Consider the following 15,166-nt stretch of genomic DNA (forward strand, 5'->3'; position numbering starts at 1 on the left):
AGTGAACTAAAAGCAAAATGGAACTATTCAGAATCAAAAACGACATTCCGTTCATGCGGCATGCCAAAATTTTCAACATCATCTCGTTCCTGACTTTTGCGGCAGCGGTGTTTTTTCTGTCCACGAAAGGCTTGAATTTGAGCGTTGAATTCACCGGTGGTGTACTGGTTGAAGCCCGTTATTCCCAGCCTGCTGAACTCGAGAAAATTCGCGAAGGTTTGCGTGCCACCGGAATTGATGAACCGCAGGTTCAAAACTTCGGTACAGCGCGCGATGTGCTGGTTCGTTTGGCTGTGAAAGATTTGCAATCGGGCGTATTGGGCACCGAAGGCAAGCTGAATCAACAGGCACTCACCGAGCAGGTGTTAAATTTGGGTGGCCCAAACGTGCAGCTAATGCGAGTTGAGTTTGTTGGCCCACAAGTTGGTCGGGAGTTGGCCGAGAACGGTGTGATTGCCTTGATGGTGGTGATCATCGGCATCATGATCTACCTGGCCCTTCGCTTCGAATGGAAGTTTGCCGTTTCAGCCATTGTGGCCAACTTGCACGACGTGGTCATCATTCTCGGTTTTTTTGCCTTCTTCGGTTGGGAGTTTTCCCTGGCGGTGCTGGCAGCGATATTGGCTGTTTTGGGTTATTCAGTGAACGAATCGGTTGTGGTATTCGATCGAATTCGCGAAACATTCAAGAAAGTCCGAAAAATGACCGTTGAAGAGACCATCGACAACGCAATTACCCGAACAATTTCACGCACCATCATTACCCACGGTTCTACCCAGATCATGGTGTGCTCGATGTTGTTTTTTGGTGGTCCTACCTTGCACGGTTTTGCCTTGGCGCTGACCATTGGTATTTGCTTTGGCATATATTCCTCAGTGTTGGTGGCCAGCCCCCTGTTGATGTGGCTGGGCCTGACCAGGGAAGACTTAGTGAAGCCTGTGAAAAAAGACAAAGAATTTGAGACCCCGTAAAACGGGATTAGTAAGCGAGGCAGCGTGGACAATCCCAAAGACCTTTCGCTTTGGCCAAAGGCGACATTGAAATAGGCAAGGCGCTGCCATTCGCAATCTTTGACAGAAGCGGTGTACTGCTGTTGGCTGAAGGCCAGGCGGTTAATAGCCAGAAACAGCTTGATGAACTGGCCGCCAAGGGCTTGTACCATAACCCCCGGTGGGCCAACAAGTTTGTGATTCAACCGGGCAAGCCCCAAATTGATCCAAACGCCTTGCCCAGAATGCTTCCCGCGAAACAGGCGTTTGAAGATCCCTTCGAGACGGGCAGCCAACTGAAAATGTCTGCGCCTGGGCAATCCAAAGACCCTTTCCATGTGCGTTTAATCGGTAGCATCCCTCAAGCCGCCATTTTGATCACGCACCCCATGCGGGATGGCAAATGTGTATTTGCCAAAGAAGGGCAGGTTTGGGAATTCCAGGCCACTTATGGTTTGTCCATTTACCGCTTCAGTTCAATGATTGAAAAGGTGTTGCTGTCGCCGCACCCGCTGATTGTGATGTCATGGCCCCATGAAACTCATCTGGAGTCGCAGGCCATTCGCCGCGCCAGGCGTGTGAATTGCGATTTGCCTGCCACCATTCGTTTGAATGGCAGTCAAAGTGGTTCCGTCGAATCGATCACTGCTGTAATCGATAATATTTCAACTGGGGGGCTTGAACTGTTGTTTGCCAAGGCGGTGTCTTTCAAAATAGGGCAATCCATCTCGATTGCGTTTCAAATCATTCTGGATGATCGCAAGTATTTGATTGAATGCGATGCCGAGGTGGTCTCAAAACCGCGTGACTCTGGCCCCTCCTCATCAACTTATGGCTTTGCCTTAAAGTCGCTGAACGATGAGCAATTTGCAGTCATTCACGCGTTTGTTAGTGATCGCCTGAATCACCGTCTGGGTCCCCAGCTGTATTCAAAGTAGCCTCAAAGCGGACTAACCAAGGTATACACGCTGACATTTTCTGTCTGGTTGTCTCGTGTGTGCGCGTCAATCCATCTGGCCTCGATGTGCACCCAAACGCCGTTGGTCTGGGTGTTCAAATTGGGTAAGGGCCGAATGCTGACACACGACGCCGCACCCTGCGCCCATGCGCGCGGCAATGTGGCCTGGCTCAGGTTAATTGCGTTGTTGGGTGCACCCAAGGCCCTTGGTCCATTGTTGGTGCATTCGTAGCCCCTGGCACCCGCGTAACTGTTCAAGTGATCTTCCAGCCTCCCCGAGAACTGCTGCATGCGGGCGATGATTTGTCCGCGTGGCGTGTCCCTGTCCAGGTCGGAAATATTGGCCAGCAATACATTGCCAATCTCTGCGACTTGGGTTGCAGCGATTGAACGCACATGGGTCGAATTCTTGGCGCCATAGTTGGCTGTCCAGTTTTTGGCATACAGCACCAGACCAATGGACAGCACCAGAATGGCGATCAATGCGTCGACCATTGAGAATCCGTTTTTTCTAGAATCCAACTTCATGTTTGCCCTTCGATTTTGGTGGCGGCTCCCTTACTTCCCCGGAAGGTGGCCCAGCGGGTGGACGTGAAGGCTCAGCTCGAGGTGGCGGTGGATTCGGGTCTGGTGGGGGCGGTGGGGGCGGTGGTGTTTTTCTTGTAACGTAGGGTAAGCCGTTGCTGTCTTCGCGATTGAACACAAATGAGCGTTTGACGCAACCCGATTCAACACCATTGCTTCCTGAACAGTTGACACTGGCCACAATTTCAAAAGTGGCCCTGTAGTTTTCCTCTGAAATAGAGTGATCGCAGTTGTACGGCACTACAATGCCGCGAATCACAATGTCCTGGCGCGTGTCGACCGGCGTGTCTGGGCTGGCCAACTGTACTTGCGGGTCGAGTGTTTCGGGTAAATCAACTGTGTAGGAGCATTCGCCGATGACCCGAGTGTCTCCTTGGTGCGAATCAATAAGCTGCTGAATGGCCGCATCGTTGCCAAAATTGTGGGTGTAATGTCGAAGGCCGGCATAGGCCAACTGGCGCGCCTCTTCAATATGCTGTTTGGAGTTGGACAGATAAAGATCCAGACTTGTGGTAGTGATGTTTTGCAGGCTGATCAGCCCGAACACAATCACCAACACCACACATACAAACACGCCAAGTGCACCGGTTTGTAATTTATCGTGCAAGTTGCGCCGCTTTTTCATGATCCAACCCTTACCCGCGTTGTGTTCAGCAGGTGAATAACTCTCGCTTCTTCATACTGCCCCTCGGTCAGGTTGTTGCCAATTTTGGCTTTGAACATTGCAATCCAGAACATATTGGATTCGGGGTTGTTCTCTATCACCGAGTTGCAATTCTGTTCGTAGTAAGCAGTGACTTGGTTCGGTGTGTTGGCTTGAAATCTGCAAAACCGAATGTTGGTGAATTCAAAGTCGTGCTTGTTGTTTAAATCAAGCCAGTCCGGGCTGTTGTTGCAAAATGCGCCATGGTCAAATTGCGCCATATTGACGCCGTTCAGTTCCCTTTGAGCCAGCACGCCATTGAGCAGACGAAAGCCGGTTAAGTTAATCACGTCATTTCCGCTGCGACTGACCCGGGTGGGAATACTCAGACAAAAGTTTTGGCTGGTGGGTTGGTATCCGTTGCATTGGGCCGCCTGGTTTTGCAAGCTGCACAGCTGTATGCCTTTGGCCTCGACATCCGGGTTTTGGTAACTGCCACCCCGGTTCAGGTGAACCGTGATAATTTCACCAATCCGATTAACCTGATCCACCAGCTTTTCGGTATTCAAATCGTTTTGTGCGCGCATGCTGACACCCATTAATTTCAGTGCGCCGGTAATGCTGATCGCCAACAAGGCCATGCCAATCAAAAGGCTGACTGTGGATGCGCCGTGAAAACGCCGGGTTTTGTCAGTCATAGCTCACCACCCCGTTGCCGATACCCAAGAAGGTAATCTGTGCGCGCCTGTCACGGTAGTTCAGAGTCAGGCGTGTTTGGTTTTGTGTGTCGAGCACACCCGACACCGCATTGAAATTCAGGCGCACCGCACCTGCCAAGGTGACGTCATTCAAGGTGGCTGAAAATCCGCGATTGTTTTGGCTGCTGGTTTGTGCGTACCACGCGCTACAACCCTTCAGGAACGGATCGTGTTGAACAGTCACATTCAGATTCACCGCCGCGCTGGCGGGTTGCAGGTTCATTTGAACCGGGCATTCGGTGATTGCAGCCAAATTGCGCGCTTGGTCCACATACGTGTCCAGCCGGGATACCTTCACCTTCAGCGTTTGTTTGTTCAACACCGAGTTCATACTCGGGATTACAGAAACGGCCAACACGCCTACCACGGCCAAGCCAACCACTATTTCGATTAAGGTGAAACCGTTGTCTGCCTTAGCCATGTGGAACACACCTTTCAGATGTGTTTTGATTAGAGGCAGACCGGGCGCCAAAACGTTGAATGCCCATGTCACTTTCAACAATCAGGATTCGGCAGGCCTCGGGCAGCTTCAGTGGCGCGCTCGCGCTGGGGGTAACTTCTGCGCGATAACCCCGAAAGTTGGAATTCGAGACCACCACGCTGTATTTGGCTGATGAAGGAAGAACCAAGCGGTTTGCATTCGGTGCGCCATTGCTTGAGACACCCTGCGCGTAGCGTCCGTAACGTTGCCTGTGCAGTTGCTGGCTTAATGCCAACTCTACGCCAAACTCCCGCATGGAACGAAAGTTGGACTTCTCCCAAGAAGATTCATACCCAGCATAGCTTAGCGTTGCGAGTACACCGACAATTGCGATTGCAAATGTCAGTTCAATCAAGGTAAATCCGAGGCCCGCACGCATGGTCAAACACCAAAAATGACTCTATGTGCTTGAGTATGCGTGGGTATTTCGTGCTGATCATCCCCGAGGCAGGGTACTTACAAACGGTGGTCGTTTGCCTCGGGGGTGATTGTCAAATGCGCTTGGCCAGCTCGGCGGCTTTGCCGATGTAGCTTGCGGGAGTCATGGCCAGCAGGCGTGTTTTTTCCGCTTCGGGCAGGTCAAGCTGGGCGATGAATTGCTTCAATCCTTCTTGTGTAATGCCCTTGCCGCGGGTCAGTTCTTTCAACTGTTCGTACGGGTTGGGCAGGCCGTAACGACGCATCACGGTTTGTACTGGTTCTGCGAGCAATTCCCAGGCGTTGTCGATGTCGGCAGCGATGGCTGCTTCATTCACCTCCAGTTTGCCCAGGCCACGCAGGCAGCTTTCATAGGCCAACACCGCATAGCCTATGCCCACGCCCAAGTTGCGCAGCACGGTAGAGTCAGTCAGGTCCCTTTGCCAGCGTGAAACTGGCAGTTTCTCCGCCAGGTGTTTCAACACCGCGTTGGCCATGCCCAGGTTGCCTTCTGCATTTTCGAAGTCGATGGGGTTCACTTTGTGCGGCATGGTGGATGATCCCACTTCACCTGCTTTCAGCTTTTGTTTGAAGTAGCCCAGGGAAATGTAGCCCCAAATGTCGCGGCTCAAGTCGATCAGAATGGTGTTGGTGCGGGCAATTGCATCCATCAGCGCAGCAATGCCGTCGTGTGGTTCAATTTGAATGGTGTAAGGGTTGAAGGTAAGCCCCAGGCTTTCAATCAAATCACGGCTGAGCCTTTCCCAGTCAAAATCGGGGTAGGCTGACAGGTGAGCGTTGAAGTTGCCCACGGCACCGTTCATTTTGGCCGGCAGCTCGACTGCTTTGATCGCGGCGATGGCGCGCTCCAACCGGTGTACCACGTTGGCAAATTCTTTGCCCATGGTGCTGGGGCTGGCTGGCTGGCCATGGGTGCGGCACATCATCGGAAGGTCTGCAAACTGGTGGGCGTAATTGCGCAGGGTGGTCACCATGCGGTCCAGTGTCGGCAAAATCACTTGTTCACGCGTTGCTTTCAACATGAGTGCATGGCTCATGTTGTTGATGTCTTCAGACGTGCAAGCGAAGTGAACAAACTCCGCTGATTTTTTCAGTTCTTCATCGGCTTGAAACTTTTCTTTAATAAAGTATTCAACAGCCTTGACATCATGGTTGGTGGTCGCTTCGAATTCCTTGATGCGTTGGGCATCTGCTTCTGAAAATTCGGTTTTGATGGCTTCAAGTTTTGCCAAAGCTGTTGCGGAGAAGGCAGGGAGCTCAGAAAAGCCAGCCTTGGCCAGTGCTTTCAGCCATTCGATTTCTACGATCACGCGGTGGTGCATGAACCCCGCTTCAGAGAGCAATGGGCGCAAGTTGGCCACTTTGGACTGGTAACGGCCGTCAAGCGGGCTGATTGCGGTTAAGGTGCTTAAAGAGTCTGAAGAGATCATGCGGGTGGTAAAAATTGAGGTTTTTCAAAGCCTTGTATTGTAACCTGTCTCACTGGAAACTGTTTGGACAGAATGGTGTCCGCGGTGGTATTTTGGAATTCTGCTTGTTCAATTTGTAAAACTGTTAGACACTTTCAGGTCGTAAAAAACAAGACGCAATCTCATCCAGGATTGTATTTAGGAGAACTGTGATGAAACTAGTGGGATCCCTGACTAGCCCCTTCGTGCGCAAAATTCGCGTTCAGCTTCAAGAAAAAGAAATTCCGTACGAGTTTGTTCTGGAAAATGTGTGGGATGAAAATACCCGCATCGCCGACCACAATCCGCTGGGCAAGGTGCCTTGTCTGATTTTGGACGGTGGCCAGACTGTATTCGATTCTTTGGTAATCTCAGGCACGCTTGAATACATGATGCCAACAGTGCCCTTGTTGCCAACAAACCCCAATATGCGTGCCTTGGTTCGCACCATGGAGTCTTTGGGGCAGGGTATTAGCCAGGCCGCTGTTGATATTATTCTGGAGAAGAAATTCCATGAAGGTGACAAAGTAAGCCAGGCATTGATTGATCGTCAAACCCAGAAAATTCACAACGGCTTGGCCTGGGTTTCCCACCGCATTAAAACCACCCCCGGTTTTTACCTGACCGAGCAATTCAGCCTGGCGGACATCACGGTTGGTTGTGCATTGTTCTACCTGGATTTCCGCATGCCTGAACTGAAATGGCGCGAGTTGTATCCGGAATTGAATGAATATTCCGAACGCCTTGCCTGTCGCCCAAGCTTTGAGGACACCAAACCTCAGTAACTGGCAATAACTCCGCCACCCAGGCACACATCACCCTGGTAAAGCACTGCGCTTTGCCCGGGTGTCACTGCAAACTGGCTTTCCATGAAGTTCAACTCGAAGCCTTGATTGGTCAATTGGAAGTCACAAGCCGAGTCTTCCTGGCGATAGCGCGCCTTGCAAGCCATGTGTGTTTCTGAAGGCGCCTGGCCTGAAATGTAATGGGCCTGTTCGGCTGTCAGCACTTTCTGGTGCAACCAAGGGTGGTCATGGCCTTGCACCACATACAGCGTGTTGTTTTTCAGATCCTTACGGGCCACAAACCAGGGTTCGCCGTTGCCTTCTTTCTGGCCACCAATACCGATGCCTTTGCGCTGGCCTAGTGTGTAGAAGCTCAGCCCCACGTGTTCGCCAATTTGATGGCCCTCGTCATTCAAAATGGGGCCTGGTGCAGTGGGCAAATACCGATTTAAAAACTCACGGAAAGGCCGCTCGCCAATGAAGCAAATGCCAGTGCTGTCTTTTTTGGTGGCATTGGCCAAACCCAGTTCAAGCGCTATTTTCCGCACTTCGGTTTTCTGGATTTCACCGAGCGGAAACAGGGTTTTACTCAGCTGCGCTTGGTTCAGTCGGTGCAGAAAATACGATTGGTCTTTGCTGTGGTCCACCGCTTTCAGCAGCTGGAATTCACCGTTGACTTCCCGCACGCGGGCATAGTGGCCGGTTGCGATGTAATCAGCGCCCAGGCTGTAGGCATGATCCAGGAAAGCTTTGAACTTGATCTCGCTGTTGCAGAGAATGTCCGGGTTTGGGGTGCGGCCTGCCGAGTACTCGCTGAGAAACACCGAGAACACCCGGTCTTTGTATTCGCTGGCGAAGTTTACCGCTTCAATGTCCACGCCCACCACGTCAGCCACACTTGCAGCGTCCAGCCAGTCTTGCCGGCTGGAACAATATTCCGAGTCGTCATCGTCTTCCCAGTTTTTCATGAAAAGACCAATCACGTTGTAACCCTGCTGTTTGAGCAGCCATGCCGACACTGAGGAATCAACCCCGCCCGACATGCCAATAACTACTGTTTTTGCCATGATGCTTACGACACGCCGGGGGGCATGGGCCCTGCAAGTACGCTGGGATGTGTGTAAACATGCTCAAGCGGCATGATGGGTTGCTTGCCGGCTTTCCAGTTCAGGAAGTCCTCAACACAGCGCATCACCAAGGGGCTGCGGTGTTGGTCTTGCGTGGCGCGCAGTTCTTCAACTGTCATCCACAGGGTGCGAATAATGCCGTCGTCCAGGGCACGCTCTGTGTGGTGTTTAACCACCTCGGCTGCAAATGCGAAGCGAAGGTAAGTGACGTCTTCCAGCGTGCGTGAGCTGGTGTAGCGGCTCATGTAAATACCCAACAACCCCACAGGGTTTACTTCCCAGGCCGATTCTTCCAGTGCCTCGCGGGCAGCACCAAACTGCGGCGTTTCACCTGGGTCCAGGTGGCCTGCGGGTTGGTTCAGTTTGATGCCATCGGTGGTGTGTTCTTCCACAATCAGGAATTTGCCCTGATGTTCAACAATGGCCGCTACTGTAACGCTGGGTTTCCAGACTTCTGACATGGCTTTCAATCGCACTACTTAAACAGGGTGCGCCGAGGGTTGGGAGTTAAAAAACACGTTAGAATAGCAGGGTTAAGGTGCTTGTGCTCATTTTTTGAGCGCAGTTAAACGGGAAGCAGGTTCAAGCCTGCGCTGCCCCCGCAACGGTAAGTAAGTGCGGGTGTGTCATTTTGCCACTGGTAGTAAAGCTGCTCTAAATGCAGCAACTGGGAAGGCGACACATCAAAACTTACAAGCCCGGATACCGGCCTTGACCGTTCAGCCTGTCCCATTCAGGCGAGCGACTGGTGCTGCGGGGAGGCAGTGCGCAGGCGGCTAGTGTCGAAATTTCAAACCGTGTTGCTTCATCAACTGCAGCGTCGTGGTTTGCCTTTGTCCGGTCTTTTGCTCCATTTCTCTTTTCTCGCAGCGTATTTCTATCTGTACGGTGGGTACGGAATATTTGTGTGAGCATCATGAAGAAGACTTGGATTTCCCTCGCATGCACCATTGCGTGCAGCCCAGCGTTTGCACTGACAGACGCAGAAAAAATCGAATTGTCCAAGCTGGACAGCAATAATTTGCCGGCGGTTGTGGTTCACAGCCATCAAACCTTCGAATCCGATGAATTGGCACCCCCTGCCGTGACCCTGATCACGCGCGAAGACATCGATAAATCAGGCTACACCACCATTTCTGAAATCATCGAGAAGCTTGGTTTTGTAGCGACCCGTCAGGGCTTGTCTGGCACACGAGACGCGACCTATGACCTGCGTGGTTACGGCGGAACTGCTTCATCGAATTTGGCGGTGATTGTGGATGGTGTTCGTTACAGTGTTAAAGAACAAGCTGCAGCGAGAATTTCTGCGGTACCGATTCAAAGTATTGAGAAGATCGAGATCATTCGGGGTGGAGCTTCGGTGGCCTATGGTGATGGTGCTTCTGCGGGTGTTATTCGTATTACTACCCGCAGTCCAGAAGCTGAGTCGAAACCAGAAGGATCTTTGCTGCTTAGCACAGGCTCCTATGGTTACAATGAATCCAGCTTTAGCGGCTCTGCGGGAGTGGGGCCATGGTCATTCAGTCTTGATCATCAGCAATCCAATACACGCAATTACCGCCGTAACAACGGTGAAAAGTTTGACAGTGTGGGCGGCACCATTCGATATCTGACCGGGGCACACCAAGTAGGTCTTCGGCTAGGAAATGACAACTCGGAAGTGCGTTTGCCAAACCAGCTGACCTTGCAACAGTTTAAAGATGACCCTAGGCAAGCACCCAACAGCAACCCCAATAACTTTTCGAATATTCAAAGAGATTCAGCCAGCCTGTTTTTCAAGGGACAGTTGGGGTCGTATGAATATGACTTAAATCTGGCACGCAACGACCAGCTCAACACATTCAGGCTGGGTGGCGCTACAGGTGAGCGTTCCTTACTGGATGACCAGATTATGGCGAGCTTGAGTCGAGATTTCAACGCGCTGGGGCTTGCGCATCAACTTACCGTGGGGGTTCACCTCCAAGACGCCACCTACGATACGGTCAGTGTTTTTCCCCCAGCGTTTTTTGCCAATATTTCACAGAAGTCCAATGCACTGTTTGTTACAGACGATGTGTTGGTCAACGAAACTTTGCGTTTGAACGCGGGCTTTCGGGTAGAGAGTATTGACCAGTTCAGGGAAGACACTTCCTCGCCCGATGATACTGTTTCCAGGAATGTGGATTTAAATGCCTTCGAGTTTGGCGTCTCTAAAAAACTGAACGATACCTACACCTTGTTCTCGAAACTGGGGCAGAGTTATCGGGTGCCGAATGCTGATGACAATGAGCCGTTTTCAAGACCGTTCGCGGATAAGTTCATCAATCCCCAGCGTGCCAAAGAGGTGGAGTTTGGCGTGAACCGGACTGCACCGGGTAATCGGCAAACCGTTCGGCTATTCTTTGCGAAACTGAAAGACGAAATCATTGCAGCACCATTCGATTTTGGCGGTTTTCTGGGTATCGCAAACGTCAATTTGGACAAAAGCGAGCGCCTGGGTGTTGAACTCGAGCATGTGAGTGATTTGACGAACGACCTAGAATTGCGCGCAGCTTACACTTATCTGGATGCGTCGATTGAATCTGAGCCTTTGGACAATGTGCGTGTACCTCTGGTGCCAAGCCATCGTGCTCAGGTCGGTTTGAACTATGACTTCTCGGAGGACACGCGGGTTGATTTTCTCTTAAGTGCACAAAGCGATCAGCGAATTGGTGGAGACTTAACTACGCCTCAGGGCGTTGGGCATATTCCTGGCTTTGCTGTGGCTGACTTGGCTTTTCACCGAACCTTCGGTAAAGCCAAGGTGTCACTGTCAATCAACAATTTGTTTGATCGAAGTTATTATTCTCAAGCCTATTTCAATTTCTTCGGGAACCCTGCGCCGGTGGGTGTGTACCCTGACCCGGAAAGAAACATGAAATTGACCGCAAGGTTTGACTTTTAACTGATGAACTCAGTGCGACAAATTATTGTTGGCTTGTTTGTTTGCTGCTTGAGTTGGGGGTTCGCTTTTGCAGGCGAACCCTGCGTCCAGGACGACACAAACCAAACCGTGTGTGTACAGCAAGCCCAGCGAGTGCTGGTGCTTGCACCGCACCTCACGGAAATTGTGGATTTCGTGGGTGGCATGAGCAAGGTTGTTGCTGTGGATGGTTCCAGTAATTTTCCGGAAAGCGTGAATACTTTGCCCAAGTTGGGTAACCCGTGGATGCTCGGTGCAGAATCAATTCTCGCCCGCAAACCCGATTTGGTGTTGGTGTGGCAATCAGGTATTTCAATGGAAGTTGTGGCACAGCTTCGCAAAGCGGGTGTGCCAGTATTTGTCAGCGAGCCCAAAAAAATTGAGCAGGTGGCCAGCACCATGCGCCGGCTGTCGAAGTTGCTGGGTACCGAGCAGGCCAGCGCGCGCAGCGTGGAAGAATGGTTGCAGCAGTTCAAGTCTTTGCGAGCCGAGTATGGCGGTCGATCAATAGTGCCGGTGTTTTATCAGGTGTGGAGTCAGCCATTGATGACTTTGGGTGGGCAGCATGCTGTGTCAGAAGTGATAGAGCTGTGTGGCGGCCGAAATATATTTGTTGATTTGCCAAACCTTGCTGCACAAGTGAGCGTGGAAGGGGTACTGAAGCGCAAGCCAGAGGTGTTGCTAGCAAGTGGCTCCGAGCGAGATCATCAAAGTTTCGTCAGGCAATGGGCCAGCTGGCCTCAGATGCCAGCTGTAAAGCGCAACCATGTGTATACCGTTCCCAATGATATTTTGGTGCGCAATGGTCCACGCCTTATTGGGGCCGCCAAGTTGGTGTGCGCGCACATTGAGCAGGCTCGCCGCTGAATTTTTGACTCAGAAGCAGCCCTGCGCTTCTCACCATTCTCCAATTGATGCTTAGATCACTGGATCAACACAATTTCAACGGATTCAATTATTATTTGACAAGAATTATTGTCAGATACCGGGTTGTGGTTATCCCTTAGATTGAGTGATACTACCGTGCTATAGTCCGCACCAGCAGTGTATTTGCAGTTCCTAAACATCAAATAAAAGCGCTTTCCCACAAGGAGAAGTTCCATGAAAATCGGAATCCCGGCCGAGACAAGGTCCGGAGAAACGCGTGTAGCCGCAACACCCGAAACGGTGAAGAAGCTCATTTCTCAAAAACACGAAGTGTTTGTTCAAGCAGGTGCAGGTATTGCCAGCTCGATCACCGACCAGGCCTACAGCGATGTGGGTGCAACAATTGTTGATCGCGCAATGGATGTGATCAGCAACTGCGACATGATCCTCAAAGTGCGCGCGCCCGCTGAAAACGAATTGTCGGCCTACCGTGCAGGTCAGGTAGTGGTTGGCATGCTGAACCCCTTTGACAATGCATCACTGGAAGCCATGAACAAGGCCGGTTTAACCGCCTTCGCACTGGAAGCTGCGCCACGCACGACGCGCGCGCAAAGCATGGACGTGTTGTCATCACAAGCCAACATTGCAGGTTACAAAGCGGTGATGATTGCGGCCAACGTTTACCAGCGCTTCATGCCCATGTTGATGACTGCTGCCGGTACCGTAAAAGCTGCTCGCGTTCTTATTCTCGGTGTGGGTGTTGCAGGCTTGCAAGCCATTGCAACTGCCAAGCGTTTGGGTGCGGTTATTGAGGCATCTGACGTACGCCCTGCCACGAAAGAGCAGGTCGAATCGTTGGGTGCAAAATTTGTTGATGTACCTTTTGAGTCAGACGAAGAACGTGAAATTGCCCAAGGTGTGGGTGGCTATGCACGCCCCATGCCTGAAAGCTGGATGAAGCGCCAAGCTGCTGCCGTTCATGACAAAGCGATCAAAAGCGACATCGTGATTACCACGGCCTTGATCCCCGGCCGCAAGGCGCCCACATTGCTGCATGAAGAAACCGTGCGTGCAATGAAGCCCGGTTCTGTGGTCATCGACCTGGCGGTGGAGCAGGGCGGCAATTGTCCCTTGTCCAAACTGAACGAAATTGTCGACGTCAACGGCGTAAAAATAGTGGGTTATGCAAACCTGGCCGCCATGGTGGCCGCAGATGCATCCGCACTCTATGCCCGCAACGTGATCGATTTCCTGAAGCTGGTTTTCGACAAGGAAGGCGCCTTCAAGATCGACATGGAAGACGACATTGTTGCTGCGTGCCTGATGTGCACCGGCGGCGAACTCAAACGCAAAAACGCTTAAGGAAGGAGCCAACATGGACGCAATTAGCCCCACCGTGGTCAACCTGATTATTTTTGTACTGGCCATTTACGTGGGTTACCACGTGGTTTGGAACGTAACCCCCGCGCTGCACACCCCCTTGATGGCGGTGACCAACGCTATTTCAGCAATCGTGATTGTGGGTGCCATGCTGGCAGCTGCGCTGACTGTAACGCCTTTGGGCAAATTCATGGGTGTGCTGGCTGTGGCCTTGGCCGCCGTGAATGTGTTTGGTGGCTTTTTGGTCACCCGTCGCATGCTTGAAATGTTCAAGAAAAAGAACAAATAAACCAACAGCGATCTGGAGAAATTTATGGAATTGAGTTTCAACGCAGTGACGCTGTTGTACCTGGTGGCGTCAATCTGTTTCATTCAGGCTCTCAAGGGCCTTTCACACCCCACAACTTCGCGTTTGGGGAACACCTTCGGTATGGTGGGTATGGCAATTGCCATTGCCACTACAATCGGCCTTATCTTCAAGCTGGCTGAAATTGCTGGGCAATCGGCCGTAACCGGTTTGGGCTGGGTGCTGGCTGGTTTGGTGGTGGGCGGTGGTTTGGGCACCGTCATGGCCAAGCGTGTCGAAATGACGAAGATGCCTGAGCTGGTGGCTTTCATGCACAGCATGATTGGTTTGGCTGCTGTGGCCATTGCGATCGCTGCTGTAGCCGAGCCCGACGCATTTGGTATCACCGCCAAGGGCAATTTCGACATTCCACTGGGTAACAAAATCGAGCTGTTCATTGGTACCTTTGTGGGTGCAATTACCTTCTCAGGCTCAGTCATTGCTTTTGGCAAGTTGAGCGGCAAGTACAAGTTCCGCCTGTTTCAGGGCGCACCTGTGCGTTTCACGGGTCAGCATCAGCTGAACGCAATTCTTGGCATCGTGATGATTGGTTGCGGTGTCTGGTTCGCTATTACGCAAGACTGGACGCCCTTTGTCATCATGACGATTGCAGCTTTCATCCTGGGTGTCACGCTGATTATTCCAATCGGTGGTGCCGACATGCCAGTGGTGGTGTCCATGCTGAACAGCTACTCTGGCTGGGCGGCAGCCGGTATTGGCTTCTCGCTGAACAACAGCATGTTGATTGTGGCGGGTTCGCTGGTGGGTTCTTCCGGTGCGATTCTTTCGTACATCATGTGCAAGGCCATGAACCGCTCCTTCTTCAACGTGATTCTGGGTGGTTTTGGTGGCGAGGCCGATGCAGGCGCAGCAGGTGGTGGCCAGCAGCGCACCGTGAAAAGCGGTTCTTCCGATGATGTGGCCTTCTTGCTGACCAACGCAGAAACCGTGGTGATTGTGCCCGGTTACGGTTTGGCCGTGGCTCGCGCGCAGCACGCCCTGAAAGAACTGAGCGAGAAGCTAACACACATGGGTGTTACGGTGAAGTATGCGATTCACCCAGTTGCGGGCCGTATGCCTGGCCACATGAACGTGTTGCTGGCTGAGGCTGAAGTGCCCTACGACCAGGTGTTTGAGATGGAAGACATCAACAGCGAATTTGCACAAACCGACGTGGTGTTGGTGTTGGGTGCGAACGATGTGGTAAACCCCGCAGCAAAAGACCCCAAGAGCCCGATTGCAGGCATGCCAATTCTGGAAGCCTACAAGGCAAAAACCATTATCGTGAACAAGCGTTCAATGAACGCGGGTTACGCCGGTTTGGACAACGAGTTGTTCTACATGGACAAAACCATGATGGTGTTTGGCGATGCCAAGAAAGTGATTGAAGACATGGTGAAAGCGGTCGAGTAAATTTGAT

General features: G+C 51.9%; 16 protein-coding genes and 1 riboswitch. Of the genes, 8 read left to right on the forward strand and 8 right to left on the reverse strand.

Translation table 11 applies throughout. From position 1 onward, the window contains the following. Nucleotides 1–17: 17 nt before the first annotated feature. Together secF and BSZ31_RS07205 are read left to right on the forward strand one after the other, a co-directional pair. Nucleotides 18–971 (forward strand): protein translocase subunit SecF, encoded by a 954-nt coding sequence (secF, locus tag BSZ31_RS07200; protein WP_105028171.1) that lies wholly within the window; start codon nt 18–20, stop codon nt 969–971. 50 nt (nt 972–1,021) lie between these two features. After that, nucleotides 1,022–1,927, forward strand: a complete 906-nt coding sequence (locus BSZ31_RS07205) for a flagellar brake protein (protein ID WP_105028172.1) — start codon at nt 1,022–1,024, stop codon at nt 1,925–1,927. Nucleotides 1,928–1,929: 2 nt separating this feature from the next. On the opposite strand, the gene BSZ31_RS07210 is transcribed toward BSZ31_RS07205, so the two are convergent. The 6 genes from BSZ31_RS07210 to purB all read right to left on the reverse strand — a co-directional run bounded on the left by BSZ31_RS07210 (nt 1,930) and on the right by purB (nt 6,282). Next, nucleotides 1,930–2,442 (reverse strand): hypothetical protein, encoded by a 513-nt coding sequence (locus tag BSZ31_RS07210; RefSeq protein WP_105028173.1) that lies wholly within the window; start codon nt 2,440–2,442, stop codon nt 1,930–1,932. Nucleotides 2,443–2,458: 16 nt separating this feature from the next. Then, on the reverse strand, nt 2,459–3,157 hold the full coding sequence (locus tag BSZ31_RS07215; RefSeq protein ID WP_105028174.1) for a hypothetical protein: 699 nt from the start codon (nt 3,155–3,157) through the stop codon (nt 2,459–2,461). Then, nucleotides 3,154–3,873 carry a type II secretion system protein J gene (locus BSZ31_RS07220; protein ID WP_105028175.1) on the reverse strand — a complete coding sequence of 240 codons (720 nt, stop codon included), beginning with the start codon at nt 3,871–3,873 and terminating at the stop codon, nt 3,154–3,156. The genes BSZ31_RS07215 and BSZ31_RS07220 overlap by 4 nt, the downstream gene beginning before the upstream one ends. Then, a complete protein-coding gene (locus BSZ31_RS07225) occupies nt 3,866–4,354 on the reverse strand; it encodes a prepilin-type N-terminal cleavage/methylation domain-containing protein (protein WP_105028176.1) in 489 nt (162 codons plus the stop codon). Before BSZ31_RS07225 ends, BSZ31_RS07220 begins: the two co-directional genes overlap by 8 nt. After that, the gene (locus tag BSZ31_RS07230) at nt 4,347–4,793 is read right to left on the reverse strand and encodes a type IV pilin protein (RefSeq protein ID WP_105028177.1); all 447 of its coding nucleotides are present in this window, start codon (nt 4,791–4,793) and stop codon (nt 4,347–4,349) included. The genes BSZ31_RS07225 and BSZ31_RS07230 overlap by 8 nt, the downstream gene beginning before the upstream one ends. 112 nt (nt 4,794–4,905) lie before the next feature. After that, the gene (gene purB / locus BSZ31_RS07235) at nt 4,906–6,282 is read right to left on the reverse strand and encodes an adenylosuccinate lyase (protein WP_105028178.1); all 1,377 of its coding nucleotides are present in this window, start codon (nt 6,280–6,282) and stop codon (nt 4,906–4,908) included. Between the two features lie 191 nt (nt 6,283–6,473). Between purB and BSZ31_RS07240 the strand changes: the two genes are divergently transcribed. Next, a complete protein-coding gene (locus BSZ31_RS07240) occupies nt 6,474–7,085 on the forward strand; it encodes a glutathione S-transferase C-terminal domain-containing protein (RefSeq protein ID WP_105028179.1) in 612 nt (203 codons plus the stop codon). Here BSZ31_RS07240 and mnmA read toward each other — a convergent pair. Both mnmA and BSZ31_RS07250 read right to left on the reverse strand, forming a co-directional pair. Beyond that, nucleotides 7,079–8,152 (reverse strand): tRNA 2-thiouridine(34) synthase MnmA, encoded by a 1,074-nt coding sequence (gene mnmA, locus BSZ31_RS07245; protein ID WP_369907263.1) that lies wholly within the window; start codon nt 8,150–8,152, stop codon nt 7,079–7,081. The genes BSZ31_RS07240 and mnmA overlap by 7 nt on opposite strands. Nucleotides 8,153–8,157: 5 nt before the next feature. Beyond that, on the reverse strand, nt 8,158–8,673 hold the full coding sequence (locus tag BSZ31_RS07250; RefSeq protein WP_168426890.1) for an NUDIX hydrolase: 516 nt from the start codon (nt 8,671–8,673) through the stop codon (nt 8,158–8,160). Between the two features lie 58 nt (nt 8,674–8,731). Then, a riboswitch (cobalamin riboswitch) is annotated at nt 8,732–8,941 on the forward strand. Nucleotides 8,942–9,128: 187 nt separating this feature from the next. Between BSZ31_RS07250 and BSZ31_RS07255 the strand changes: the two genes are divergently transcribed. From BSZ31_RS07255 to BSZ31_RS07275, 5 genes are all read left to right on the forward strand, one after another. After that, nucleotides 9,129–11,135 carry a TonB-dependent receptor gene (locus BSZ31_RS07255; RefSeq protein ID WP_146106629.1) on the forward strand — a complete coding sequence of 669 codons (2,007 nt, stop codon included), beginning with the start codon at nt 9,129–9,131 and terminating at the stop codon, nt 11,133–11,135. Between the two features lie 3 nt (nt 11,136–11,138). After that, nucleotides 11,139–12,020 (forward strand): cobalamin-binding protein, encoded by an 882-nt coding sequence (locus tag BSZ31_RS07260; RefSeq protein WP_105028183.1) that lies wholly within the window; start codon nt 11,139–11,141, stop codon nt 12,018–12,020. 234 nt (nt 12,021–12,254) lie between these two features. Beyond that, a complete protein-coding gene (locus tag BSZ31_RS07265; RefSeq protein WP_105028184.1) occupies nt 12,255–13,382 on the forward strand; it encodes a Re/Si-specific NAD(P)(+) transhydrogenase subunit alpha in 1,128 nt (375 codons plus the stop codon). Nucleotides 13,383–13,395: 13 nt separating this feature from the next. Further along, nucleotides 13,396–13,689 carry an NAD(P) transhydrogenase subunit alpha gene (locus BSZ31_RS07270; RefSeq protein ID WP_008249635.1) on the forward strand — a complete coding sequence of 98 codons (294 nt, stop codon included), beginning with the start codon at nt 13,396–13,398 and terminating at the stop codon, nt 13,687–13,689. Nucleotides 13,690–13,713: 24 nt separating this feature from the next. Next, nucleotides 13,714–15,159: an NAD(P)(+) transhydrogenase (Re/Si-specific) subunit beta gene (locus tag BSZ31_RS07275; protein ID WP_105028185.1), complete on the forward strand. Its 1,446-nt coding sequence runs from the start codon at nt 13,714–13,716 to the stop codon at nt 15,157–15,159. Nucleotides 15,160–15,166 lie beyond the last annotated feature (7 nt).

The sequence above is a fragment of the Limnobacter sp. SAORIC-690 genome (genome assembly GCF_002954425.1).
Lineage (GTDB): Bacteria > Pseudomonadota > Gammaproteobacteria > Burkholderiales > Burkholderiaceae_B > Limnobacter > Limnobacter profundi.

What these genes read in the sequence shown, in the direction of transcription:
- BSZ31_RS07220 (WP_105028175.1), bottom strand. Translation starts at nt 3,873, where the DNA reads ATGACTGACAAAACCCGGCGTTTTCACGGCGCATCCACAGTCAGCCTT.
- BSZ31_RS07265 (WP_105028184.1), top strand. Translation starts at nt 12,255, where the DNA reads ATGAAAATCGGAATCCCGGCCGAGACAAGGTCCGGAGAAACGCGTGTA.
- mnmA (WP_369907263.1), bottom strand. Translation starts at nt 8,152, where the DNA reads ATGGCAAAAACAGTAGTTATTGGCATGTCGGGCGGGGTTGATTCCTCA.
- BSZ31_RS07225 (WP_105028176.1), bottom strand. Translation starts at nt 4,354, where the DNA reads ATGGCTAAGGCAGACAACGGTTTCACCTTAATCGAAATAGTGGTTGGC.
- BSZ31_RS07230 (WP_105028177.1), bottom strand. Translation starts at nt 4,793, where the DNA reads ATGCGTGCGGGCCTCGGATTTACCTTGATTGAACTGACATTTGCAATC.
- BSZ31_RS07270 (WP_008249635.1), top strand. Translation starts at nt 13,396, where the DNA reads ATGGACGCAATTAGCCCCACCGTGGTCAACCTGATTATTTTTGTACTG.
- BSZ31_RS07275 (WP_105028185.1), top strand. Translation starts at nt 13,714, where the DNA reads ATGGAATTGAGTTTCAACGCAGTGACGCTGTTGTACCTGGTGGCGTCA.
- secF (WP_105028171.1), top strand. Translation starts at nt 18, where the DNA reads ATGGAACTATTCAGAATCAAAAACGACATTCCGTTCATGCGGCATGCC.
- BSZ31_RS07240 (WP_105028179.1), top strand. Translation starts at nt 6,474, where the DNA reads ATGAAACTAGTGGGATCCCTGACTAGCCCCTTCGTGCGCAAAATTCGC.
- BSZ31_RS07215 (WP_105028174.1), bottom strand. Translation starts at nt 3,157, where the DNA reads ATGAAAAAGCGGCGCAACTTGCACGATAAATTACAAACCGGTGCACTT.
- BSZ31_RS07260 (WP_105028183.1), top strand. Translation starts at nt 11,139, where the DNA reads ATGAACTCAGTGCGACAAATTATTGTTGGCTTGTTTGTTTGCTGCTTG.
- BSZ31_RS07250 (WP_168426890.1), bottom strand. Translation starts at nt 8,673, where the DNA reads ATGTCAGAAGTCTGGAAACCCAGCGTTACAGTAGCGGCCATTGTTGAA.
- purB (WP_105028178.1), bottom strand. Translation starts at nt 6,282, where the DNA reads ATGATCTCTTCAGACTCTTTAAGCACCTTAACCGCAATCAGCCCGCTT.
- BSZ31_RS07255 (WP_146106629.1), top strand. Translation starts at nt 9,129, where the DNA reads ATGAAGAAGACTTGGATTTCCCTCGCATGCACCATTGCGTGCAGCCCA.
- BSZ31_RS07210 (WP_105028173.1), bottom strand. Translation starts at nt 2,442, where the DNA reads ATGGTCGACGCATTGATCGCCATTCTGGTGCTGTCCATTGGTCTGGTG.